The sequence below is a fragment of the Neobacillus driksii genome (assembly GCF_013409995.1).
In the GTDB taxonomy this organism is placed as follows: domain Bacteria; phylum Bacillota; class Bacilli; order Bacillales; family Cytobacillaceae; genus Neobacillus; species Neobacillus driksii.
On the sequence record NZ_JACCBX010000014.1, the window covers coordinates 124770 to 149331 of the forward strand.

Genomic DNA, 24562 nt, shown 5'->3' on the forward strand with positions numbered 1-24562 from the left:
TAAAAAATTTGCACCAGACGACAAGTTGATTTAACAAGATGTATATATTTATTTGCATTTATTCTTTTGTACATTCATTGCACTCAAATATGTATGTGTAAATTACCAGGGCCACTCTGTGACCAGGTAGTACTTTTATAAAAAGACTTATGATGGATGTTCGTCCAAGCCATTTTCAATATTCTTAATAAACTAGCTATATAAATAGGTTTGTTAAGAAGGGAGAAAGGAAAATGCCAGGTAAGAAAAAACACCATAAGCATCATCGTGGTAAAGGCCAGAAAGACAAAAAGGAAAAACACGATCATAACGATAAGCATGATGGTGGCAATAAGCAAGATCAAAATGACAAGCACGGTGGCAATAAGCAAGATCAAAATGACAAGCACGGTGGCAATAAACAGGATAAAAATGACAAGCATGGTGGCGGCAATAAGCAGGACAAAAACGATAAGCATGGAGGTGGGAATAAGCACGACAATAACGACAAGCACTGTGGCGACAATAAGCAGGACAAGAACGATAACAAGCATGATGATTGTATGAAGCAGGATGATAAAGACAAACATGATTGTGGCTGTAAAAAGCAGGACAATAACAACAAGCATGATGATTGCAACAAAAAGGACAAGAATGACAAACACCATGATTGTGGCTGTAAAAAGCAGGACAATAACAACAAGCATGATGATTGCCAAAAGCAGGACAAGAATGACAAACATGATTGTGGCTGTAAAAAGCAGGACAATAACGACAAGCATGATGATTGCAACAAAAAGGACAAGAATGACAAACACCATGATTGTGGCTGTAAAAAGCAAAACAAAAACAACCACCACAATGATGGCGGCAAGTGGGACAATAACAACGGGCATGATGATTACGACAAACAGGACATGAAAAACAAACACCATGATTGTGGCTGTAAAAAGCAAAACAAAAACAACCACCACAATGATGGCGGCAAGTGGGACAATAACAACAGGCATGATGATTGCAACAAAAAGGACAAGAATGACAAACACCATGATTGTGGCTGTAAAAAGCAAAACAAAAACAACCACCACAATGATGGCGGCAAGTGGGACAATAACAACGGGCATGATGATTACGACAAACAGGACATGAAAAACAAACACCATGATTGTGGCTGTAACAAACAAGACGACAGATGGGGTCAAATGAATGATAATGATTATAATCATTACCAAAAGCAAAACAATGATTATAATGAACGCAGACCGTGCAGGAATATTGGTTGTATATTTAGATGTAGATGTTGGTAATTTTGAAAGGGAGCGTTGCTATTTACTTAGCAAGCACCCTTTTAGATGTATGCAGGTAACAACAGGGGTTAATCTAGAGACTTGTTCTACCACTATAAAAGTGTCTATGTGGACGGACTCCTTCGACGGTGGTGACACCATTAAATTCATGATAATGTCCACCGTTTGGAAGCGGAATGGCCGGACCTGTTATTCCCTGTATTTGGTGTCTATGTCTGTCATCAACAGAAGTAAAAGTAAAATATCGATGGGTATGCGGGACCCCAGTAGGCGCTGGTTCGGTGGTTCCAGCGTATTGATGGCTGTGCCCATCTTCAAAAGAGGTAATCCCGCTAAAGCTGTGAACATGAACAGGCCTTCCATCCCAAGATGTAATATACATTCGATGGGAATGCATCGGGTCTGAACCATCTGAAGCATACATAAAGCCAGAAACTGGGATATCCATAAAAATCACTCCTAAAAAGCTTTTTAACACAGTATTCAACCTCTACCCAAATAGTGCTATTGCCCCATAGAGAAATTCTAAGACACATTATTGCAATGCTACATTTCTATAAATCTCTTAAGTAAGAGACAATTATTTTACCTGAAACAAGATGGAAACCTTTATATGATGGGATTTATCCCGTTTTTACACAATCGTTTAATTACCATTTCCGGCTGGGAGAATTGGTCGATAAATGTTGAAAGCTATCTTTTTTGGCGGGATTTGAAGAACTAGATTTGAAAACAACCCTCCTCCTCGACAAGAAACTCTCTTGAAATGTTACTAGAGTTCGTTTTTCAAAAGGGTTTGGGATGGTTGTAATCAAACGTTTGATTGATAGGGAAGTTTGCAGAGAAGTGTCGAAGTCTGTGTGGAGATATAGTAAAATGAAAGCATCGGGTTTCTGGGAGTGAATGGATGTTGAGTCTATATAATATTTTGAATAAACAGTTGCTAAAAGAAGGTTATGAAGCATGATCGCCGATTTGCTTACTACGTTAGAAGATGAAAAGGACCAATGGATTTTTCAAGCGATTGACCGTTTTAATGAGCGGTTTCTGATCTTTGGGGATCAAAAGGATGGAACTGCTGAGAGTCAAGTTACCGAGATGAAAAACAGCGAGCAAAGCATGTTCAAGGAGAGGAGTCTTGATCTCGAACGGATGGAGATAGAGCTGAAAACGCTGGTAGAAGGCTTGGCGGCGGATGAGCGAACAATCGAGAACCTAGAGTTAACATGTGATGTTTTGCAAAAGGAACTTGCGATTTACGAAGATGAAGAAAAGACCTTGGATCAGATTCAGTTGGAAATGTTCGAGTGTATGTTGGACGACAAGTTTACTTTTGATAGAAAGGATCAGGTTGTCTTTAAGGAGCGGAAGGTATCTAGGTTGTTGGAAAGCTACAACCTAGTCGAGATGGAAATGGTAGATTTTTATCAAAGGCAGCTCTCCCGTATTTGGGTGTTGATGTCACGTAGTATGCAAAACATTGATTCGACAGCAAAGGTTGATTTTAAAACGGATCCGCCGCTGATTGAGCTTTCTTTGAAGCACGGAAGGGGTCTTGACCACTATTTAAAAGCAGGGAATTTTGAAGAGGATTATCGGAAAGTACTTGATACGTTGGTGCGAAATAACGAAAGTGTATACGACTATTATGTCAGCCAAGTGGAACAGTTTAAGGACAATGGGAAAGCGGAAATCTTGGGGCTCTGGGAACGTAAGAACGACCACAAAAAATTAGCAGCAGAAACCCTGAGTGATCTTAAGGAAAAAAAGGCGCAAAAGGAAGCTCGTATTTTAGAACTGCAGGATCAGTTAGGTAGAGCGAAGTCGGAGTGGGAACAGAATAGGCTGCGCCCCAAAGTGCTGGAGGATATGTTAAAAGAAGAGTTTGTGAAACTTGTGTCAAACTGGCAGGAGAAGTTATTCGCGGAGATTGCTTCTGATGAGGAACGGTGGGTCTATCACCAGTACTGCCAAATTATCTTAAAGCAAGCGGAGAGGATCATTGGAAATGAATATGTCTAATACTGTTGATGAGAAATATACCGAGGCCATTCAATCACTGAAGAAAATCAATGACGAACTTTTTTATGATGACTTGAAAAAGCTGATGAAAGACCGTGAAGAAACGATTGCGGCCTTGAATGAGGAAGTTTATGAATCTATTGAAAATATGCGGACGTCCATGCATGGCTTCCCTACGCAGGTGAGTGAGAGGTTAAGGGAAGAGGTAATTGACCCTCAGAACGAGTTATTTGAGCGCGGGATGGAAAGGTTTAATGAGAATATTTTGGTGCTAGAAAAGAAGATTGCCTTCTGGCACCAGCAGTATCAGGAAAATCTAGAGAAGACGGAAAAGCTGTTAGCGGAAGTAAAAGGGTTCCAGCAGGAGGACCAAGCGTTTATTATTGGGGAAACAGATCGGGCTCGGAAGGATATTAGGCGGCTGCAGGAAGCGTTGAGTGAGCAGTCTTCCGCATTGAATGTGAAATTTGAAGTGGTGAGTGATCGATTAGGGTTGATTTTACAAGAGATTATCGCCATTGAAGATAGGTATAAAGCGGAAATAGCGGAGTTGACACAGCAGGTGGTGCAAGTCCAAAAAGAGGCTCAGGAGAAGTGGGAGGAAAAGTGGAAGCAGAGTGCTAAACGTACTGAAATGAGGGAAGGTCTGTTTAAAAAATGGCTGATTGGGCTGGCTGTTGGACAGGGTGTTTCGGTAGTAATGATGGTTTTGTATTTTATTAAGTAATGCGAAGACCTGCTCTTGAAGTAAGGGTGGGTCTTATTTTTATTGAAGCTTATAAGGAGCCGCTGCATGGCTTTTTAAGCTAATAGTTTTAGTGTGGTATTAGTTAGGCAGATAAACAAAGGGAATAGGCAGATAAAAAGGATAATTGGCAGATAGGAGAAGGAAATCTGCAGGTAAAGGAAACGATTCCGCAGGTAAGCAATTAAGCGCACCACAATGACTACCAAAGTAAAAGCTTGAGGACTGTCCTCAAGCTTTTACTAGTTTTATAGGGGAGATAGCAAAATAATGGAAAAAGAAAAGCGCTTGCAAAATTAAAAATCTAGTTTTATAATACTTGTATACAAGTATCCTTGTATTACATTAAGAGGGTGAAATGATGATAGAAACAAAGGAACTTCTATATCCCGAAAAGAGTCTTTCAAAAGCTTCTGCTGGTGAACGTGTAGCTTGCGAGCTTAGAATGCGTATTATTTCAGGTGCAATTGAAAGCGGCACCATCTTATCTGAAAATAAATTGGCTGCTGATTTTGCGGTGAGCAGGTCACCCATCCGGGAAGCGTTAAAAATACTAGCATCCGAAAATATTATCCGATTGGAAAGAATGGGTGCAGTTGTCATTGGTTTAACAGAAAAGGAAATACAAGAGATTTATGATGTTCGGCTGCTTATTGAAACGTTTGTATTTGAGCGTCTTATAAAAATGGAAACAAAACAACTATCAAGAGAACTTAGTAAAATACTAGAAATGATGAAGGTTGCGATAAAGTATCGTGATGCTGACGATTTTGCCCTACAGGACGTCTTATTTCATGAAACGATTATTCGCTCGATTAATCATTCGCACATGTTGATGATTTGGGATAACTTAAAGCCTGTTATGGAATGCTTAATTCTTTTATCGATGCGTATGCGGATTAAAGAAGAGTACGAAGACTTTACCAGGGTTATACGAAATCATGAGATTTATATAGAAGCGATTGAGTCTAAGAATCGAGAGCTCATGCTTGAATCTTTACATTTAAACTTTGATGATGTTCAAGTTCAGGGAACAGTAGATGACCTCTGGATGTCACAACAAATGCTGGCTAAAGGAGCTGTGCAAAAAAATGACTAACTATATGTTAGGCGTCGATATCGGAACAACAAGTACCAAAGCAGTATTATTTACGGAAGAAGGCGAAGTCATCCAGGTGGAGAATCATGGGTATCCACTTTATACACCGGATATGTCGACTGCTGAACAAGATCCGAATGAAATTTATCAAGCTGTATTGCAAGCGATTACGAATATAACGAAACTTCATCCTGATAAAAAGCCGGCTTTCCTATCATTTAGCAGCGCCATGCATAGTGTCATTGCAATAGATGAAAACGACCAGCCGCTGACACATTGTATCACTTGGGCGGATAATCGCAGTGAAGCTTGGGCACATAAAATAAAGGATGAGTTGAACGGACATGAAGTCTACAGACGGACTGGAACACCGATTCACCCGATGTCGCCATTAAGCAAAATAGCATGGATGGTCAATGACCGTCCTGAAATCGCTGTAAAAGTAAAAAAGTATATCGGAATTAAAGAATTTATTTTTAAGAAGTTGTTTGATCAATATGTTGTCGATCATTCCCTCGCTTCTTGCATGGGTATGATGAATCTCCAAAACCTTGATTGGGATGAAGAAGCATTACATATTGCGGGTGTAACGCGTGATCAATTATCTGAACTCGTTCCAACAACGCAAGTTTTCCGCAATTGTGATCCTGAAATAGCCAAACAAATTGGTATTGATCCAGAAACTCCTTTTGTGATTGGTGCCAGTGATGGCGTCCTTTCCAATCTTGGTGTTAATGCGATTGGAAAAGGCGAGATTGCTGTTACCATTGGGACAAGCGGTGCAATTCGTACGATTATTGACAAGCCCCAAACGGATGAAAAGGGAAGAATTTTCTGCTATGCGTTAACGGAAAAGCATTGGGTCATTGGCGGCCCAGTCAACAATGGTGGAATGGTTCTTCGTTGGATTCGTGATGAATTTGCTTCTTCAGAAGTTGAAACTGCAAAAAGATTAGGAATTGATCCATACGAAGTATTAACCAAAATTGCTGAACGTGTAAGACCAGGGTCAGATGGTTTGTTATTTCATCCATACCTCGCAGGGGAACGTGCACCACTTTGGAACCCAGATGTACGCGGCTCATTTTTCGGTTTAACTTTGTCACATAAGAAAGAACATATGATTCGAGCAGCGCTAGAAGGTGTCATTTACAATTTATACACCGTATTCCTAGCATTAACGGAATGCATGGATGGCCCTGTCACCCGAATCCAAGCAACGGGAGGCTTCGCAAGGTCGGAGGTTTGGCGACAAATGATGTCCGATATTTTCGAATCGGAAGTAGTCGTTCCCGAAAGCTATGAAAGTTCATGCCTGGGGGCTTGTCTTTTAGGACTCTATGCAACAGGAAAAATTGAATCATTTGACGTTGTTTCAGAAATGGTTGGCAGCACCTTTACACATACACCTGAAGAAGCAGCTGCAAAAGAATACAGGCAATTGCTGCCGATCTTTATTCACTTATCAAGAGTATTAGAAGAAGATTATACTCGAATAGCTAATTATCAAAGAAAGCTTACACCACACAACTAGAAAAAACGGAGGAATTAAAATGCCATTAGTAATTGTAGCGTTAGGAATTATTGCCTTACTTATATTGATCATGGGCTTTAAATTAAACACCTTTATTTCTTTAATCATTGTATCGTTTGGTGTTGCGTTAGCCCTAGGAATGCCATTAGAAGAAGTGGTTAAAACTATCGAAGCCGGATTAGGCGGAACACTTGGACATATTGGTTTAATTTTTGGACTTGGAGCCATGCTCGGTAAATTAATCGCTGATTCAGGCGGTGCGCAGCGAATTGCGATGACTCTTGTGAACAAATTCGGTGAAAAAAATACTCAATGGGCAGTAGTCGTTGCCTCATTCATTATCGGTATCGCGTTATTTTTTGAAGTAGGTTTAGTATTATTGATTCCAATTGTCTTTGCGATTTCAAGAGAATTAAAAGTTTCGATCTTGTCACTTGGTATTTCCATGACAGCAGCTTTATCAGTCACACACGGTTTCTTGCCGCCTCATCCAGGACCAACTACAATTGCTGGTGAACTTGGTGCAGACATTGGTGAAGTATTACTTTATGGTTTCATTGTTGCTGTCCCTACCGTTATCTTAGCTGGGCCAGTTTTTACAAAGATTGCGAAAAAACTTGTACCTGAATCTTTTACAAAAATGGGCAGCATTGCATCATTAGGTGAACTAAAAACATTTAAACTTCAAGATACACCTGGATTTGGTATCAGTGTTTTTACCGCTTTACTTCCTGTTATTTTAATGTCCATTGCGACCATTATTACCTTGCTGCAAAAAACACTGGGCTTTGAAGATAATACTGTACTAGCAGTCATTCGATTTATCGGTGAAGCAGGTACGGCGATGTTGATCTCGCTATTATTTGCTGTTTATTCAATGGGTATCGCAAGAAAGATTCCAATGAAGGATGTCATGGAGTCTTGTACACAAGCGATTCTTCACATTGGTATGATGCTCTTAATCATCGGTGGCGGCGGAGCCTTTAAGCAAGTATTAATCAACGGCGGTGTTGGTGACTATGTAGCAGAATTATTCAAAGGGACTGCTATATCACCGATTATCCTTGCATGGATGATTGCTGCCATTTTACGTATCGCATTAGGATCCGCTACTGTTGCAGCATTAACAACAGCTGGTTTAGTGATTCCAATGTTAGGACAATCTGATGTTAACCTTGCTTTAGTCGTTCTTGCAACAGGTGCGGGAAGTGTCATTCTTTCCCATGTAAATGATGCTGGTTTCTGGATGTTTAAGGAATACTTTGGTTTAAGTATGAAAGAAACATTTGCAACATGGACCTTGCTTGAGACGATTATTTCCGTAGCGGGATTAGGATTTGTTTTATTATTAAGCTTGTTTGTATAGGTACTTTCAGGCAGTAAACCTTAGGGTTTTACTGCCTATTCAACTTAGAAAAAGGAGAATGAAAATATGTTGAATACAATAGGTGTTATTGGTTTAGGAGTCATGGGCAGTAATATCGCTTTAAACATGGCGAATAAAGGAGAGCATGTGGCTGTTTATAATTACACGAGAGATTTAACGGACCAGCTTGTGGAAAAACTTGATGGGCAGTCAATTACCCCTTACTATGAAGTTCAAGATTTCGTACAGTCTTTGGAGACTCCGAGAAAAGTTTTTGTGATGGTGACAGCGGGCAAGGCGATTGATTCAGTAATCGGCTCATTGCTGCCACATCTTGAAGCAGGCGACGTCATTATGGATGGAGGTAACTCTCATTACGAAGATACGGAACGTAGATACGATGAATTAAAGTCTAAAGGAATTGGTTATTTAGGAATCGGGATTTCTGGTGGTGAAGTCGGAGCGTTGGAAGGACCATCGATCATGCCAGGCGGGGATAAGGAAGTCTATGAAAAAGCAGCACCGATTCTTACAAAAATAGCAGCTCAAGTGGACAATACGCCTTGCTGTGCTTATATGGGTCCAAAAGGTGCCGGTCATTTTGTAAAAATGGTACATAACGGGATCGAGTATGCCGATATGCAATTAATTGCAGAAGCCTATACGTTTTTAAGAGAAAGGTTACATTTATCGGTAAATGAAATAGCAGACATCTTTGAAACCTGGAATCAAGGTGAACTGAAAAGTTATTTAATCGAGATTACGGCAGAGATTCTTCGTAAAAAGGATGAGGTAACAGGCTTACCACTGATTGATGTGATTCTTGATAAAACAGGACAAAAAGGAACCGGTAAATGGACGAGCATGCAAGCCATCGATAACGGGATTCCGGCATCGATTATTACACAGTCATTGTTTGCGCGTTATTTATCCTCTCTAAAAGAAGAACGGGTTCATGCTCAAGATATTTTAGCAGGTCCAGCGTTCGAAGATCAGAATTTCGATCGTGATGTGTGGATTGAGTACATTAGACAAGCATTATATGTAGGAAAGGTTTGTGCCTATGCCCAAGGATTTACTCAATATAAAACGACTTCTGAACTGTATGGCTGGGATTTACCTTTAAAAGACATTGCTCTTATATTCCGTGGCGGCTGCATCATTCGTGCAGAATTTTTAAACGTTATTAGCGAAGCCTATGATGAGCAGCCAGCTTTGGCGAATTTGCTGATCGCCCCTTATTTTGCTGAAAAAGTGAAAGAGTATCAAATCGGATTACGTAAAGTTGTCTGTGATGGCATTACTGCTGGTATCTCGTTACCATGCTTAAGCGCGTCTCTTTCCTACTATGATGGTTACCGGACAGCTGTCTCAAACGCCAGCCTCTTACAAGCACAACGTGACTACTTCGGCGCCCACACTTACGAGCGCAGGGATATGCCGGGAATTTATCATACAAACTGGCAATAAACGTCAATCCTACTCCTTATGTTGGAGTAGGATTGTTTTTTTTTTGGATACTGAACTGTTGTAGTTTGGGCGCGGAATTAATTAGGCAGATAAACAAAGGAAAAAGGCAGATAAAACAGAGAACATGCAGGTAGAGCTAAGAAATCAGCAGGTGAAGAATACAATTTGGCAGGTAAGAAGTTTTAACATAAGGTGAAGAGCTATATATCAAAAAAAAGATTCAGCATAATTGCCGAATCATAAAAAAGGGGGAAACTATGAAAAAGATAAAGATCAATAGGAGGTCTTTCTCATGTCTTTATCTTAACCAGTTTTCATGAACAAACTATGAATAAAAGTTTAAAGTATTATTAATTTAGCTATATGAAAGAAAAAGAGACAGGATTCACCTGAATCCAATCTCCTACTCTATTAAACAATCTCATATTCGGTTACATTGCGGTCAATCACTCGTGCTCCTTTTACGGAAGCAAAATTACCATTTGTAGATGTAAAGACTCCGGACGCGATCATTTCCTCCATCGCAGCCTTTACGACAGATCCGTCAATAGGTTCCTTTGGATTTTCTACAGACAGACGGGCCGTTTTACCAAACTCCGTACCAAACTCTAATTCTAGTGTTTTAGCCATTTTATTCACCTCCTATCATTATTTATTTTTCAATTATGCTAGTAAATCAGCATTCTCGACTCTCTCAATATTGCTAAGAGTGTCATTGGATAAACCAATAAGGGCCTGTGCTGCTTGTAAAAGTTGATCGGGAGTGGCGGATTTTTGGATATTATTGAATGTCTTTGATTTAAGAACTGGTTTACCGTCATCATCCATACCCACCTGGAACACCAAACGTAACTTTGAAGCAGTTACAACTGCTTGTGCCATCGTTATCACCTCCTTTCACCCTTTATATATAGAAAAATAGGCAAAAAGGACATGGTGATTGAAAATATTTTTATTATGTGGTGTTATAGTTTAATAAACTAGCGAAGAAGTGAGGAGAGGAAATGAATTTAAAGAAAATACACCATATCGCGGTGATTTGTTCGAACTACGAAGTTTCGAAAGATTTTTATGTGCGTGTTTTAGGCCTAACACCAATAAGGGAAGTGTACCGTGAGGAAAGGGACTCTTATAAATTGGACCTTGAGGTAAATGGACAATACCAAATCGAGTTGTTTTCCTTTCCAAACCCGCCGGCACGGGTCAATAATCCGGAGGGTGCTGGTTTAAGGCATTTGGCATTTGAAGTGGACAATATTGAAGTGGAAGTTCAGCATTTAAGAGGGGTGCAGGTAGAAGTAGAGGACATACGGATAGACCCATGGACACAAAAGAAATTTACCTTCTTTAAGGATCCGGATGGGCTGCCGATTGAACTATATGAATGTTAATCTCAGAACTGAGTGTTAATCGTCAGCAAACATCTCACCCAGATAATCAGCATGGTCGAGGTATTGTAAAACAAATTCATCTAAGCTCATGGGGATATTGGTATCTTCTATCCAATAATCATAACTTACTGCAATCGTCTTTTTGATGAGATCATTGCCTAGCCACTTTTGGGCTAATGGATGGTGAAAACCGGAAAGCACTTCATTCACGTCTTGGATACTAGTTATCCTGAACACCCCCTGAGATTGCCTTTTTTTAGTATATGCAAAAGTATTCCGTTAAGAGTTGAAAACAAAAATTTCTTCGTAAAGTTGTTATATTTCGTCTAAATGATTGATATCAGGATATAGTAATATATGTAGATTTGTGATAGCATTTAAAGCACTGTAGAAAGAGGAAGTGAGCTTGCATGATTAATATAACCGTTCCAAAGCCAGATGTTACCATTACGAAACAAGATAATCCAGAAATGAGCAACATTTATGGGTTTACTGATTTTCATCTTATCCCGCGTGATAAGGGTGGAATTTTCATGTTTTATAACAAGGATAAAGAGCTGCTGTTTGTAGGGAAAGCAAGAAAGCTGCGACCTAGAATCAAGAAGCATTTTGAGGATAGTGTCTCTCCAGTTAAGAACCACCGTGATGAAATTACCAGAATTGAAGTTTGTGTCATTGAAGACCCAACACATAGAGAAATTTATGAAACGTTTATCATTAATGAATCGAAGTCGAAGTACAATATCGACAAGGTGTTTTTTAGATAACAATAAAGGCAATAGGTACCGTCACTAAATGACCATGCCTATTGCTTTTTTTTATAAAGGATGAGGATGAAATGGTAAGTACCTATATCTATACGTACTCCGGTTATGAGGATGAACGCTCCTTACGTGCGTTAGAGATGCGTTCTTTGTTTGGGACGGAATCACAAACGAATATCTTGGAAAGCACTGTAAAAATTGATCCCAGTCGTAGTCCGTTTATCAAGGAGAGAATTGATGTCATTTTAGAGGGAGAGAGTTTGGAAGAACTTCTCGAAACATTAGCCTCCTTTCAAGTAACTGGAGAAACGTTTAAGGTGATTTGTGTGAAAAATGGCGAGGAACCATTTGAGAAGCGGCGAACGATTGAGCGAGAAGTAGGTCAAAGGATTAAAGGTGTAGTGGATATTCGGAATCCACAGCGTTTTTTTGCCGTCATGCACGTAAACCGTAGATGGGTTTTTGGTGACTATATGAAAAGTGAGTCGGTTTGGTTTCGCCATCAGCAGAAGCCCCACAATTATTCCACCGCGCTCAGTACACGCGTGGCAAGAGCAGTGGTGAATATCGCGATCCCGAACCCAGTTGGGATAAAAGCGATTGACCCTTGTTGTGGAATTGGGACCGTCCTGATTGGAGCACTATCGATGGGCATTGATATCGAGGGAAGCGATAATAACCCTGTTATTCTTGCTGGTACAAGAGAAAATATCGCACACTTTGGGTTTACTGGTGAAGTCACGTTTAAAGACATGCGTACGATCACCAATCATTACGATGTCGCGATTATCGATTTACCCTATAACTTGTGTTCTGTGATCTCTCCACAAGAGCAGCTGGAGATGCTTCAAAGTGCTCGAAGGTTTGCGGATAAGGTAGTAGTCGTAACTGTAGAACACATCGATCCAATTCTAATTGAAGCGGGATTTGAGATTTTGGATCGGGCAGTTGCAAAAAAAGGCGTATTTACCCGTGAAGTGATTGTGTGCAGGTAAAGCAAATTGCCTCTTCTAATTAATAACGTAAAAAAGTGTAGAGTTTTACAGGCTCTACACTTCTGATTTATAGATTTTAATCTTTTTCCTAACCATAATCCCAACATTTTCGACAGATAGGATCTTAAATAGCAATCCTTGTATGAATATCGCAAATAGAAAAAAATAAATGGTCAGCTCTTGAGCCACCAGGTAAAGCAAAATAAACGTGGTGATTGATAGTAGTCTGCCAATGTTAAGCATGATTTCCCTCATGACCATTGATTCTGTCCGCAGCCCTGATTTGGGCAAATCCTTTATTGACCTGAACATGAAACTGAAATAGGTTACTCCTATTAATGCTTTACTGATTTCATTGACAATCAGGAAGATAAAGACTGTCCATATGTTCATAGTGAGAATCATCGGGATGCAAGCAAGGAAGTACATCAACCAGACAATCAGCAAGGTATAGGGTTCTCGGTCTCTATTGTTGTACCTGCTATGCCATAGACTTGAAAGGATAGCAACGGTTCCAAACAGGATGGAGCTGATTCCAACGAGAAATTCATTCTTCACGGTCATAAATAAGATAACTGTTGGGTAGAAAGCAAGTATTCCTTCGCAAGTCCCCCAAATTAACCATCCAAACCACATGGGTTTTAACGCTGTTTTCCGCTTGTTAAACCTCCATAATAATCGTAAATATAAAGGTTTTTTAGGCGAGGTATCTTTCGGAAGCCGAAGACTTAGGATAAGTCCGGTAAAAAATAATAATAAAGATAGAGAAAACACAAGGTTGTACCCAGTAAAATTTAGGCTGGAAATGACATATCCAGCAAAGGCCGGACCCAATGTATTGACTAATCCAAATACGGCCATTTGTTTTCCCATAAATTGTGAGCGTGATTGATTGTCCACAAGGTCATATATCAACACTAGGTAGCCCAGCCAGTAGAAACCAGTGGCTGTTCCATTCAAAATGCCGATTACCATCGGATACGAAGCGGTCTTCTCCTGCAGTAGGATCACAAGTAAATAAAATAACGCTGTTAAACCAATCCCGATTTGAAAACTAAAGATTCTATCCGTCTTTTTTGACAGCAGTGCACCGACAGCAAAAGAGACGGTACCAAAAAAGAATGTTACAAGGATAAAGGAAGCGTTTACTGTCAAATCATTTGAAAGTCTCCATAAATAGAGATTTAAGAACAAGCCTGACATTGTAGTGGCCAAGCCGAAACAAGCGTGAATACTGAGTAATAATTTTTGCGATGGACTCAAATTGTTCCCCTCTATCCTTTCTAAACTATTTTCAAATCAAAAGTATACCTATTAAAGGAGATTCATGTCCACATGTTTATTATGGAATATTCACTTGAATTTAAATAAAAAGTAGCGTAAAATTTAGTAAATAAGTTTACTAAATAATACACATCTTGAGAATTGCACATAATGAATATATGGAGGTTTCACAATGGCGACGATAAAAGATATAGCCGAAAAGTCGGGTTACTCGGCTTCTACCGTTTCAAGGGTTCTTAATAATGACCAAAGTCTGTCTGTTTCAGATGAGACACGTGAAAAGATTTATGAGGTGGCAGAGGAGCTCAATTACCGCAAGAAAACGGTGAGGCTGTTAGTAAAGAATATCGCTTTTTTATATTGGCTAACGGATATAGAAGAATTAGAGGATGTTTATTTTAAAACAATGCGCATCGAGATTGAAAAAATGGCTCGGCTATTCAATATTGAGATGATTACTTACAAAATTTCCGATGGCATTCATCAGATTCCTGATACGATTGAGGGATTCATTGCTGTAGGGACTTTTTCAGACAAAGAACTTGCGCATTTGAGAAGCATAACGACAAATGGGGTCTTTCTAGATACATCACCTGATCCGAATCATTTTGACTCTGTAAGACCTGATCTCCCACAAATTACAAGAAAAACGGTAGATTTCTTAATAGAAAAAGGTCATACAGAGATTGGTTTTATAGGAGGGACCTACCACAATCCAAACACCGGTGAGGACGAAATGGATCTGCGGGAGCGAGTGTTCCGGAGATATATGGAGCAAAAGGGTTTATTGAAGGATTCCTATATTTTTCACCGCAGAGGATTTTCTGTTGAGAGTGGTTATCTTCTAATGAAAAATGCCATTCAACAGCTCGGGGACCAGCTGCCAACGGCTTTCTACATTGCAGCTGATCCAATAGCAGTAGGCTGCCTTCAGGCGTTGAATGAATATGGAGTTGCCATCCCCAATCGTGTAAGTATCGTCAGTGTGAATAATATTAGTGTCACAAAATATGTCTCTCCGCCGCTTACCACCTTTCATATTGATTTAAGGGAAATCTGTAAAAATGCCGTTCAGCTATTGCTTGAACAAGTGATGGAGAAGAGAAAACTAGTAAAAACATTATATATTGGATCTGAGTTAGTGATTCGAAAAAGTACCAACTAAAGTTAGAGTAAAATAATTTACTATTTTGAGTAAAAAAGTTGTTTACACGTTTTCTAGGTGATGGTATATTATATTTACTGAAACGCTTTCAAAAGTGTTTAGTAAAGAAACTAATTTTGAAAGGATGTACATCCATGAAAAAGTATAAAAAATATTTTAGCCTTATGAGTGGTGTTGCTTTAAGTTTATCCTTAGTGGCATGTGGGCCACAGGACGACGCTAAAGGCAGCGACACAAAAGAAGCAGATAAATCAAAAGAGTTACTCGTTTGGGAAGACGTTATGAAGGGTGAAGGTATTAAAGACGCCATTGCCAAGTTTGAAAAAGAAAATGATGTAAAAGTAAAAATGGTAGAAAAACAATATACTAAACAAATAGAAGATTTACGTCTTGACGGACCAGCAGGTACAGGCCCAGACGTTCTTACTATGCCAAGTGACCAGATTGGTACTGCGGTTACTGAAGGGTTAATCAAAGAATTAGATGTGGATGATGCAACTCAAGGAATTTATACAGAAGCGGCAATGGATGCACAAAAGGTTGAAGGTAAGGTTTATGGATTACCGAAAGCAGTAGAAACAACAATGCTTTACTACAATAAAGACCTCATCTCTGAGGACCAGCTGCCAACTACTCTTGAAGGATGGTATGACTATTCTAAAGGTGTTGCAAATGGTGAAAAGTTTGGTTTCCTAGCACTATTTGATCAAATCTACTATGCAAACAGTGTATTAAGCGGATATGGCGGTTACATCTTCGGTCAAGATGACAACGGCAGTTACGATCCAACTGATATCGGACTAAATAATGCTGGTGCCGTTGAAGGTGCACAATACATTCAAAAGTTCTATAAAGAAGGCTTATTCCCAGCAGGTATTGTTGGTGAACAAGGTATTAATGTAATCGAATCATTATTTACTGAAGGCAAAGCTACGGCCATTATTTCTGGTCCATGGAATATCGAGCCATTTACAAAAGCAGGCGTAAACTTTGGTGTACAAAAATTACCTGAGCTTGGAAATGGTAAGAACATGCAAGCATTTATTGGTGTAAAAAGCTACAACGTAAGCTCTTATTCTAAAAACCCTGAGCTTGCAGAAAAGTTTGTTGAATTCATTTCAAACGAAGAAAACTCTAAAACAAGATATGAAATTACAAAAGAAGTTCCAGCTGTAGCATCTTTGGCTAATGATCCTGTTGTTACTGAAAGCCCTGCTGCAAAAGCTGTTGCTGAACAATCTAAATTCTCAGTATTAATGCCTAATATTCCTCAAATGAACGAAGTTTGGGCACCTGCTGATTCTGCGTTACAAACAATTGCAACTGGTAAAGCTCAACCAAAAGAAGCATTAAATCAAGCAGTTGAAACCATCAAAGGTCAAATTGAAGCAAAACACGGTAAAAAATAAGTAGTAAATCAAATAATGGTGTCAAACGCTACTTATGTTTGACACCATTTGTTATATCAATTTGAATATTAGAGCCGATAAAAAGTTACATTTTTAACGGTCATCTATATAGAGAGGTGAAGAAAGTGCAACATCGTACGATAGCCCCGCTTTTATCTATCATACCTGGACTAGGCCAATTTTATAATAAGCAATGGGTAAAGGGTCTTGTGTTCCTTATTCTTGGTGCTTCGTTTGTGGTCGCATTTGGAGATCTATTGAATATGGGGTTTTGGGGACTTTTTACCTTAGGAACTGAAGTGCCTCGAGATAACTCCATCTTTCTTTTAGCAGAAGGGATTATTGCTTTAATTGTTTCTGCCTTTGGACTAGGTATTTATTATTGGAATCTTAAAGATGCTTATAAAAATGGAAAGCTGCGAGATGAAAATTTCCCTGTCACTTCACTGAAGAGTGAATATCAAAATTTAATTGGACAAGGATATCCTTACTTAATTAGTGGTCCATCATTGTTTCTATTAATTTTTGCAGTAATCTTTCCGATTTTGTTTAGTTTCGCATTAGCGTTTACCAATTATGATTTGTACCATTCGCCACCTGCAAACTTAGCCGATTGGGTGGGACTAGAAACGTTTGCGGAAATCTTTACGGTTGATATTTGGCGTTCCACGTTCTTTGATGTTTTAGCATGGACGGTTATTTGGACGCTTGTGGCATCATCTTTACAAGTAAGTCTTGGTGTTTTCTTGGCTATTGTTGTGAATCAAAAGGAAGTACGCTTCAAGAAATTCTTCCGAACTATTTTGGTGTTACCATGGGCGGTGCCTGGGTTTGTCACAATCCTCATTTTTGCCGGACTATTTAATGATAGTTTTGGTGCAATCAACAATGATATTTTAGCGTTTTTTGGGATGGATCCTATCCCGTGGATGACAGACGAGAAGTGGGCGAGGGTCGCACTAATCCTTATGCAGGGATGGCTTGGATTCCCTTATATCTTCATCGTAACAACAGGTGTCCTTCAGTCGATTCCTGAGGATTTATATGAAGCGGCAACCATTGATGGTGCCTCCATTTTTGCTAAATTTAAGAATATTACAATGCCAATGATTTTAATTGCGATGGCACCGATTATCATTACGCAGTTTACCTTTAACTTTAATAACTTTAATATTATTTATCTTTTCAATGGCGGTGGTCCTGCGGTGGCTGGATCAACAGCTGGCGGAACCGACATCTTAGTGTCATGGATCTATAAACTGACCATGCAATCAAGTCAATACTCGCTTGCCGCGGCCTTAACGATTTTATTATCAATCTTCGTTATCGGTATCGCCTTATGGCAATTTAGACGTACAAATTCATTCAAGGAGGGGGCATAAAATATGCAGACAACTATGAAAACCAACCGATTCGTTCGTCTATTTTTTACCTATGCCCTTCTGCTTTTTATGACTGTGCTGATTATTTATCCTTTACTTTGGACCGTAGGGGCAAGCTTTAACCCAGGTAACAGTTTAATCAGTACCTCGATTATCCCGAAAAATCCAACTCTTGAGCATTATAAAGAATTATTTGCGGGAAAAGAAAGTCTTCAATATGGTAAATGGTATTTAAACTCTTTGAAAATCAGCATTTTTACCATGCTGGGGTCAATGATCACGGTATCGTTTACAGCTTATGCTTTTTCACGTTTTCGCTTTAAAGGAAGAAAAAATGCACTAATGTTGTTTCTGTTATTACAAATGATTCCTCAATTTGCTGCGTTAATTGCTCTGTTTGTATTAGCGCAAATTCTTGGGATGATGAATAGTCATTGGTTATTAATCCTTCTCTATATTGGCGGACAAATACCGATGAATACCTATCTGATGAAGGGGTATATGGATTCGATTCCAATGGATTTAGATGAAAGCGCAAAGATTGACGGCGCCAGCAACACTCGAATCTTCTGGCAAATTATCCTGCCATTATCAAGACCGATGTTAGCAGTTGTAGCAATGAATGGATTCACAGGTCCGCTTGGGGATTTCGTTTTATCATCGGTTATTTTGAGAACACCTGATTCTTTCACATTACCAATTGGATTATACAAATTAGTGAACGATGTAATGGGTGCGAGTTATACAACATTCGCAGCGGGTGCGATTTTAATTAGTATTCCGATTGCGATTACCTTCTTGCTGCTGCAAAAGCAATTCGTTTCTGGCTTAACTGCAGGTGGTACGAAAGGGTAATGGTGAAGTAAGTAACAAATGTAAAGGGAGATTACTATGTCTAAACATGAAAAAACTTACGTGACGAAGGCTGACTTTATGCTGCACGGCGGAGACTATAATCCGGACCAATGGTTAGATCGTCCAGATATACTAGACGATGATATCAAATTAATGCAGAAGAGCCATACGAATACATTCTCGGTCGGAATTTTTGCGTGGGCGGCACTTGAGCCGGAAGAAGGTGTCTACAACTTTGAGTGGCTTGATAAAGTGATCGATGACATCTATAGCATTAATGGCCGAGTGATTTTGGCGACACCAAGCGGGGCTCGACCTGCTTGGATGTCACAAAAATACCCTGAGGTACTGCGTGTGAATGGTGCAAGAGTTAAAATGCTGCATGGCGGCAGGCACAATCACTGTTTTACTTCGCCAGTTTATCGTGAAAAAACGCAGAAGATTAATCGTTTGCTGGCAGAACGTTATGGGAATCATCCAGCTTTACTTATGTGGCATATTTCAAATGAGTATGGCGGTGAATGTCATTGCGATCTTTGCCAGGACGCTTTTAGAGGATGGCTTAAAAAGAAATATAATAACGATTTAAAGTCTTTGAACGACGCATGGTGGGGTCCTTTCTGGAGCCACACTTTCACGGATTGGTCGCAAATTGAATCTCCTTCTTCAATCGGAGAAAGCATGGTTCACGGCTTAAATCTAGATTGGCGCCGTTTTGTTACCGACCAAACCATTGATTTCTTTGAAAATGAAATTGTTCCAATTAAAGAATTAACACCAGAGGTTCCCATTACAACAAACTTTATGGCGGACACACATGAGTTAATCCCATTCCAAGCGCTGGATTATAGCAAATTTGCAAAGCATTTGGATGTTATCAGCTGGGATGCTTATCCTGCTTGGCATAATGATTGGGAGAGCACAGCGGATTTAGCAATGAGAGTAGGCTTTATTGATGATTTATATCGTTCTCTAAAGCAGCAGCCATTTTTACTAATGGAATCCACTCCAAGCATGGTTAACTGGCACCCAGTCAACAAAGCGAAACGACCTGGTATGCACATGCTTGCTTCGATGCAAATGGTGGCACATGGATCTGATAGTGTTCTTTACTTCCAATGGCGGAAATCACGCGGCTCTTCGGAAAAATTCCATGGTGCCGTCGTTGATCATGACAATAGTTCAGAAAACCGAGTATTCCAAGAAGTTGCAGAGGTTGGAAAAACGCTTGAGAAATTGAGTGATGTAGTTGGGACAAATCGTCCGGCTGATGTTGCCATTCTTTATGATTGGGAAAGCAATTGGGCGCTTAATGATGCACAAGGATACGGGTTGGAAACAAAACGTTATCCGCAAACCTTGGTTCAGCATTATCGGGCTTTCTGGGAGAAGGATATTCCCGTTGATGTCATTACGAAGGAACAGGATTTTGCAAACTATAAATTATTGATTATTCCAATGCTTTATTTAGTCAGTGAAGAAACAATTACACGTCTTAAGGCTTTTGTGGCCGGTGGCGGTACGTTAGTAACGACTTATATTAGCGGCATTGTTAATGAACATGATTTAACCTATACCGGCGGGTGGCACAAGGATCTGCAAGATATTTTTGGAATCAATCCCGTGGAAACAGATACGTACTACCCAAGTGATCGAAATGCTGTGACCTATCGCAATCAATCTTACGAATTAAAAGATTATGCAACGATTATTAAGGTTGGTAAAGCAACAGTGGAAGCCACCTATGAGGACGACTTCTATGCAGGGACACCAGCAGTAACAAGCAATAAGTATCAAGGTGGAAAAGCCTACTACATTGGCGGCCGACTAGAAGACCAGTTCCAACGTGACTTCTACCAAGAATTGATGAATGATCTGTCCCTTGAGCCAGCCTTTAAAGTAAACCACGGGCTAGGCGTTTCCGTTCAAGTTCGACAATCAGTACAAAGTGACTACGTATTTGTCATGAACTTTACAGAGGAAAAACAGCCGATCACCATCGAAACACCAGTAACAGACCATCTTACCGGTGAAGAGCTATCAGGTGAAATCACCTTAGAAAAATACGAAGTAAGAATCCTTGAGAAGAAGAAATAGTTCGGGTAGCAATTTGGGTGCCTGTCACCGTCGGTGGACACTGTCCACCTCAGGCGGACAGTTGACTCTTTTTATAATACTGTAACGACAGTCAATAATGTTTTCGGTCACTAAGAGGCTCCTATAGTGACCGAAATTAGTATTCTAAAAGGAAATTAGTCCTTAATAAGGTCTGTTGAGGACAAAACTAAGAATGCCAGCGAGAGATTTGTCCTCAATAAAGGGACTTGAGGACAAAACTAAGAATGCAAGAGAGAGATTTGTCCTCAACCAAGGGTCTTGAGGACAAAACTAAGAGTGCAAGAGAGAGATTTGTCCTCAACCAAGGGTCTTGAGGACAAAACAAAGAATGCAAGAGAGAGATTTGTCCTCAACCAAGTGTCTTGAAGACAAAACTAAGAGTGCAAGAGAGAGATTTGTCCTCAACCAAGGGTCTTGAGGACAAAACTAAGAATGCCAGCGAGAGATTTGTCCTCAATAGAGGGTCTTGAGGACAAAACAAAGAGTGCAAGAGAGAGATTTGTCCTCAACCAAGGGTCTTGAGGACAAAAATAAGAATGCAAGAGAGAGATTTGTCCTCAACCAAGGGTCTTGAAGACAAAACTAAGAATGCAAGAGAGAGATTTGTCCTCAACAGAGGATCTTGAAGACAAAACTAAGAATGCAAGAGAGAGATTTGTCCTCAACCAATGGTCTTGAAGACAAAACTAAGAATGCAAGAGAGAGATTTGTCCTCAACCAAGGGTCTTGAGGACGCAAGACGATGATTATGGAACCATTCATTCTATTTCTAGGGTGGGTGGTTTCTATTCATATTACTAGTTTGCTAGATTGATTGGAACCGCTTACTACGAGATTGACATCATTCGTATAGCAGACCATACAAAATATTGTAAAGGTGATGGAAGTATGGGAAATAGAATTAGCAGGGTTTTAGCAATGTTTTTAGCGTTTTTAATGGTGTTTAGTTCATTATTGGTCAACATCAAACCCGCAAATGCAGCAGCTTTATCGTCTTTGGTAAATGGAGGGTTTGAATCGGATTTTTGGGGTGATGGTTCTTGGAAGGTTGACGCTGCAGTTTGGGACCATCTTGATTTACAGTACTTTTCTTATTCCGGAGATTCATGGATAAAGAAGGATGAGGGAGAACATGCATTTAAGTATTGGATTAAAGATACTGCAGGCGAAAATCAGTCATTTACCGTCAAACAAACGATCGATACACTTCCAGCTGGAAGCTACGAACTATCAATCCATTCTATGGGTGGTACAGGTGCGGAAGCGGGATCTGTAAAACTATTCGCTGGAAATGAAATGACCGATGCAGCAGCAACTACAGGCTATAATAACTGGGGAACAATTACGCTGAATTTTGAGGTAAGTGAAGAAGTTTCAAATTTTGAGGTGGGTGCCATTGTGAGTGGTGCACCAAAGGCCTGGGGCTATTTAGATAGCGTCACTTTAAAGTCGCTGAATGCTAGCGTCCCTGATCCAGTGGATGCTGATATTTTTGTTGAAAAAGTAGACGGAATCAGTAAGGACTTTATTAAAGGTGTAGACGTTTCGAGTATAGTTTCATTAGAAAACAGTGGCGTGACATTTAAAAACGAAGCAGGCGCAGAACAAGATATTTTTAAGACATTAGCCGACTCTGGCGTTAATTATGTACGCGTTCGTGTTTGGAACGATCCATTTGATGCTGCTGGAAACGGGTATGGCGGCGGAAACAACGATTTAGCAACTGCGATTGAAATTGGAAAAAGAGCGACAGCTAATGGAATGAAGTTATTAGTTGACTTCCATTACTCTGATTTCTGGGCGGACCCTGCTAAACAGCAAGCACCAAAGGCTTGGGCAAACTTAAGTTTTGAAGATAAGAAAACAGCTTTATACAACTATACAAAAGAAAGCCTAGAAGCAATGAAGGCTGCAGGAATTAACATTGGTATGGTTCAGGTTGGGAATGAAACAAATGGTGGCGTTGCAGGAGAGAAGGATTGGACAAAGGTTAGTGCACTCTTCAATGAGGGTAGTAAAGCGATTAGAGCCGTAGATTCTACTATTTTAGTAGCGGTTCATTTTACAACTCCGGAAACTGCGGGAAGATATGCTTCTATAGCAAAAACACTAGATGACAACGGAGTAGACTATGATGTGTTTGCCAGCTCCTATTATCCTTTCTGGCATGGTACCTTAAGTAACTTAACGGCAGTTCTTAAAAATGTAGCCGATACCTATGGTAAAAAGGTAATGGTCGCGGAGACTTCTTATGTGTACACAGCAGAAGATGGAGATGGCCACGGAAACACAGCACCAAAGAATTCTGGTCAGACATTAAATTATCCGATTACTGTTCAGGGTCAAGCCAATTCCGTTAGGGACGTCATTGAAGCTGTTGTGAATGTTGGTGAAGCGGGAATTGGTGTGTTTTACTGGGAACCGGCATGGCTTCCAGTTGGCCCGGCAAGTCAGTTAGAGCAAAATAAAGCCATTTGGGAACAGTATGGTTCCGGTTGGGCAACAAGCTATGCTGGAGAATATGATGCTCATGATGCAGGTGTGTGGTATGGCGGAAGTGCAGTAGATAACCAAGCTTTGTTTGATTTCACTGGTAAACCATTACCTTCATTAAATGTGTTTAACTATGTCAATACGGGAGCAGTGGCACCGTTAAAAATCGATGAAATTAAAGCTATCACTATGAGTACCATCCTGGGTGAAGCTATTCAACTGCCTCAAACCGTTACGATTACGTATAATAACGGGACAATGGGTGCAGCTTCTGTCACTTGGGATGACACAGCACTACAACAAGCGATTGCTAGTGGTGTTGGGACATATGTGATTCCTGGAGTTGTCGAAGGCGGGGCATCTGCGAAAGCATATCTAACTATTAACCCTGTAAATTATGTGGTAAACCCTGGTTTTGAGGGAAGTGACACTTCCATGTGGAGCATTACTCATCCAGAAGGAGTAACATCACATGCTTCGGTTAAACAAAATGCTTCTGATGCTCATTCAGGAGAATATTTGGTGCATTATTACTCAAGTGAAGGTGTTGAATTTAAAGTCGAACAAACGATTACTGGCTTAGAACCCGGTTATTATAACCTTTCTATGTTCCTGCAAGGCGGGGATGCAAAAGAGTCAGAGATGTACATGTATGCGAAAACCAGTAATGGTGAATTAAAAGCAGACACCTCCGTAAATGGCTGGATGAATTGGAGCAATCCTCAAATTGATGAGATTCTCGTTACAGATGGTACGATTACCATTGGGGCAAGTATCAAAGCTAATGCAGGTGCATGGGGAACTTTAGATGATTTCTATCTATATAAAGTGAAGGATTTTCAAGAAGATCCAGCTCCTGGAGATGATGGAACCCCTGGACAAACACCTGATGAAGGTACTCCAGTGAACGATGATTCAGGACAAACACCAGTAGTAAATAAACCAGGGAACACAGACGCGGGTCAAACTCCTAGTGGCGATTTGCAAGAGGGTAATCAACTGCCTGACACTGCAACAAATATGTACAATACGCTGCTAGTTGGCCTCCTATTATTAGTTGCCGGCGGTTTTGGTTTCATTTGGATGAGGAGATACAAACGCAATTTACAGTAGAAAGAGTTGATCAGCCTGACCTAATAGGGTCAGGCTTTTTTTGTTTTCATTTTTTTATAGAGGTTCTTTTA

At 40.0% G+C, this 24562-nt stretch carries 21 protein-coding genes; 15 read left to right on the top strand and 6 right to left on the bottom strand.

The annotated features are described in order from the left end of the window. Window positions 1–83: 83 nt before the first annotated feature. The gene (locus F4694_RS25875; RefSeq protein ID WP_218895841.1) at window positions 84–1211 is read right to left on the bottom strand and encodes a hypothetical protein; all 1128 of its coding nucleotides are present in this window, start codon (window positions 1209–1211) and stop codon (window positions 84–86) included. Between the two features lie 148 nt (window positions 1212–1359). After that, window positions 1360–1734, bottom strand: a complete 375-nt coding sequence (locus F4694_RS25880; protein ID WP_179602796.1) for a YmaF family protein — start codon at window positions 1732–1734, stop codon at window positions 1360–1362. A gap of 515 nt (window positions 1735–2249) precedes the next feature. Here F4694_RS25880 and F4694_RS25885 point away from each other — a divergent pair. The 6 genes from F4694_RS25885 to gnd all read left to right on the top strand — a co-directional run bounded on the left by F4694_RS25885 (window position 2250) and on the right by gnd (window position 9522). Further along, window positions 2250–3308, top strand: coding sequence for a hypothetical protein (locus F4694_RS25885; RefSeq protein WP_179602797.1), 1059 nt, complete (start codon window positions 2250–2252; stop codon window positions 3306–3308). After that, window positions 3295–4035 carry a hypothetical protein gene (locus F4694_RS25890; RefSeq protein WP_179602798.1) on the top strand — a complete coding sequence of 247 codons (741 nt, stop codon included), beginning with the start codon at window positions 3295–3297 and terminating at the stop codon, window positions 4033–4035. The genes F4694_RS25885 and F4694_RS25890 overlap by 14 nt, the downstream gene beginning before the upstream one ends. A 379-nt stretch (window positions 4036–4414) precedes the next feature. Beyond that, the gene (locus F4694_RS25895) at window positions 4415–5152 is read left to right on the top strand and encodes a GntR family transcriptional regulator (RefSeq protein WP_179602799.1); all 738 of its coding nucleotides are present in this window, start codon (window positions 4415–4417) and stop codon (window positions 5150–5152) included. Further along, the gene (gene gntK / locus F4694_RS25900) at window positions 5145–6686 is read left to right on the top strand and encodes a gluconokinase (RefSeq protein WP_179602800.1); all 1542 of its coding nucleotides are present in this window, start codon (window positions 5145–5147) and stop codon (window positions 6684–6686) included. Before F4694_RS25895 ends, gntK begins: the two co-directional genes overlap by 8 nt. A gap of 19 nt (window positions 6687–6705) precedes the next feature. Continuing rightward, the gene (locus F4694_RS25905) at window positions 6706–8052 is read left to right on the top strand and encodes a GntP family permease (RefSeq protein ID WP_179602801.1); all 1347 of its coding nucleotides are present in this window, start codon (window positions 6706–6708) and stop codon (window positions 8050–8052) included. A gap of 66 nt (window positions 8053–8118) precedes the next feature. Beyond that, complete coding sequence (gene gnd / locus F4694_RS25910) at window positions 8119–9522, top strand: decarboxylating NADP(+)-dependent phosphogluconate dehydrogenase (protein ID WP_179602802.1); 1404 nt, start codon at window positions 8119–8121, stop codon at window positions 9520–9522. A gap of 411 nt (window positions 9523–9933) precedes the next feature. On the opposite strand, the gene F4694_RS25915 is transcribed toward gnd, so the two are convergent. Together F4694_RS25915 and F4694_RS25920 are read right to left on the bottom strand one after the other, a co-directional pair. Continuing rightward, window positions 9934–10152 (bottom strand): DUF2922 domain-containing protein, encoded by a 219-nt coding sequence (locus tag F4694_RS25915; protein ID WP_179602803.1) that lies wholly within the window; start codon window positions 10150–10152, stop codon window positions 9934–9936. A gap of 33 nt (window positions 10153–10185) precedes the next feature. After that, window positions 10186–10404 (bottom strand): DUF1659 domain-containing protein, encoded by a 219-nt coding sequence (locus tag F4694_RS25920; RefSeq protein WP_179602804.1) that lies wholly within the window; start codon window positions 10402–10404, stop codon window positions 10186–10188. Window positions 10405–10526: 122 nt separating this feature from the next. Here F4694_RS25920 and gloA2 point away from each other — a divergent pair, with 122 nt between their 5' ends. After that, window positions 10527–10913 (top strand): SMU1112c/YaeR family gloxylase I-like metalloprotein, encoded by a 387-nt coding sequence (gene gloA2, locus F4694_RS25925; protein ID WP_179602805.1) that lies wholly within the window; start codon window positions 10527–10529, stop codon window positions 10911–10913. Window positions 10914–10928: 15 nt separating this feature from the next. On the opposite strand, the gene F4694_RS25930 is transcribed toward gloA2, so the two are convergent. Next, the gene (locus F4694_RS25930; RefSeq protein ID WP_179602806.1) at window positions 10929–11150 is read right to left on the bottom strand and encodes a hypothetical protein; all 222 of its coding nucleotides are present in this window, start codon (window positions 11148–11150) and stop codon (window positions 10929–10931) included. 173 nt (window positions 11151–11323) lie between these two features. Here F4694_RS25930 and F4694_RS25935 point away from each other — a divergent pair, with 173 nt between their 5' ends. Next, window positions 11324–11680 carry a nucleotide excision repair endonuclease gene (locus F4694_RS25935; protein ID WP_179602807.1) on the top strand — a complete coding sequence of 119 codons (357 nt, stop codon included), beginning with the start codon at window positions 11324–11326 and terminating at the stop codon, window positions 11678–11680. A 71-nt stretch (window positions 11681–11751) separates the two neighbouring features. Beyond that, complete coding sequence (locus F4694_RS25940) at window positions 11752–12672, top strand: TRM11 family SAM-dependent methyltransferase (protein WP_179602808.1); 921 nt, start codon at window positions 11752–11754, stop codon at window positions 12670–12672. Window positions 12673–12726: 54 nt separating this feature from the next. Here the strand turns inward: F4694_RS25940 and F4694_RS25945 are convergent, their stop codons facing one another. Then, on the bottom strand, window positions 12727–13935 hold the full coding sequence (locus F4694_RS25945) for an MFS transporter (RefSeq protein ID WP_179602809.1): 1209 nt from the start codon (window positions 13933–13935) through the stop codon (window positions 12727–12729). A 193-nt stretch (window positions 13936–14128) separates the two neighbouring features. On the opposite strand from F4694_RS25945, the gene F4694_RS25950 reads away from it, so the two are divergent. From F4694_RS25950 to F4694_RS25975, 6 genes are all read left to right on the top strand, one after another. Then, a complete protein-coding gene (locus F4694_RS25950) occupies window positions 14129–15121 on the top strand; it encodes a LacI family DNA-binding transcriptional regulator (protein WP_179602810.1) in 993 nt (330 codons plus the stop codon). 134 nt (window positions 15122–15255) lie between these two features. After that, window positions 15256–16530, top strand: coding sequence for a sugar ABC transporter substrate-binding protein (locus tag F4694_RS25955; RefSeq protein WP_179602811.1), 1275 nt, complete (start codon window positions 15256–15258; stop codon window positions 16528–16530). 125 nt (window positions 16531–16655) lie between these two features. Further along, window positions 16656–17912: a carbohydrate ABC transporter permease gene (locus F4694_RS25960; protein ID WP_179602812.1), complete on the top strand. Its 1257-nt coding sequence runs from the start codon at window positions 16656–16658 to the stop codon at window positions 17910–17912. A 3-nt stretch (window positions 17913–17915) separates the two neighbouring features. Further along, entirely contained in the window at window positions 17916–18767 is an 852-nt protein-coding gene (locus F4694_RS25965) for a sugar ABC transporter permease (protein WP_179602813.1), read from the top strand. 36 nt (window positions 18768–18803) lie between these two features. Next, the gene (locus F4694_RS25970) at window positions 18804–20864 is read left to right on the top strand and encodes a beta-galactosidase (RefSeq protein WP_257029396.1); all 2061 of its coding nucleotides are present in this window, start codon (window positions 18804–18806) and stop codon (window positions 20862–20864) included. A gap of 909 nt (window positions 20865–21773) precedes the next feature. Beyond that, a complete protein-coding gene (locus tag F4694_RS25975; RefSeq protein ID WP_257029397.1) occupies window positions 21774–24491 on the top strand; it encodes a glycosyl hydrolase 53 family protein in 2718 nt (905 codons plus the stop codon). Window positions 24492–24562 lie beyond the last annotated feature (71 nt).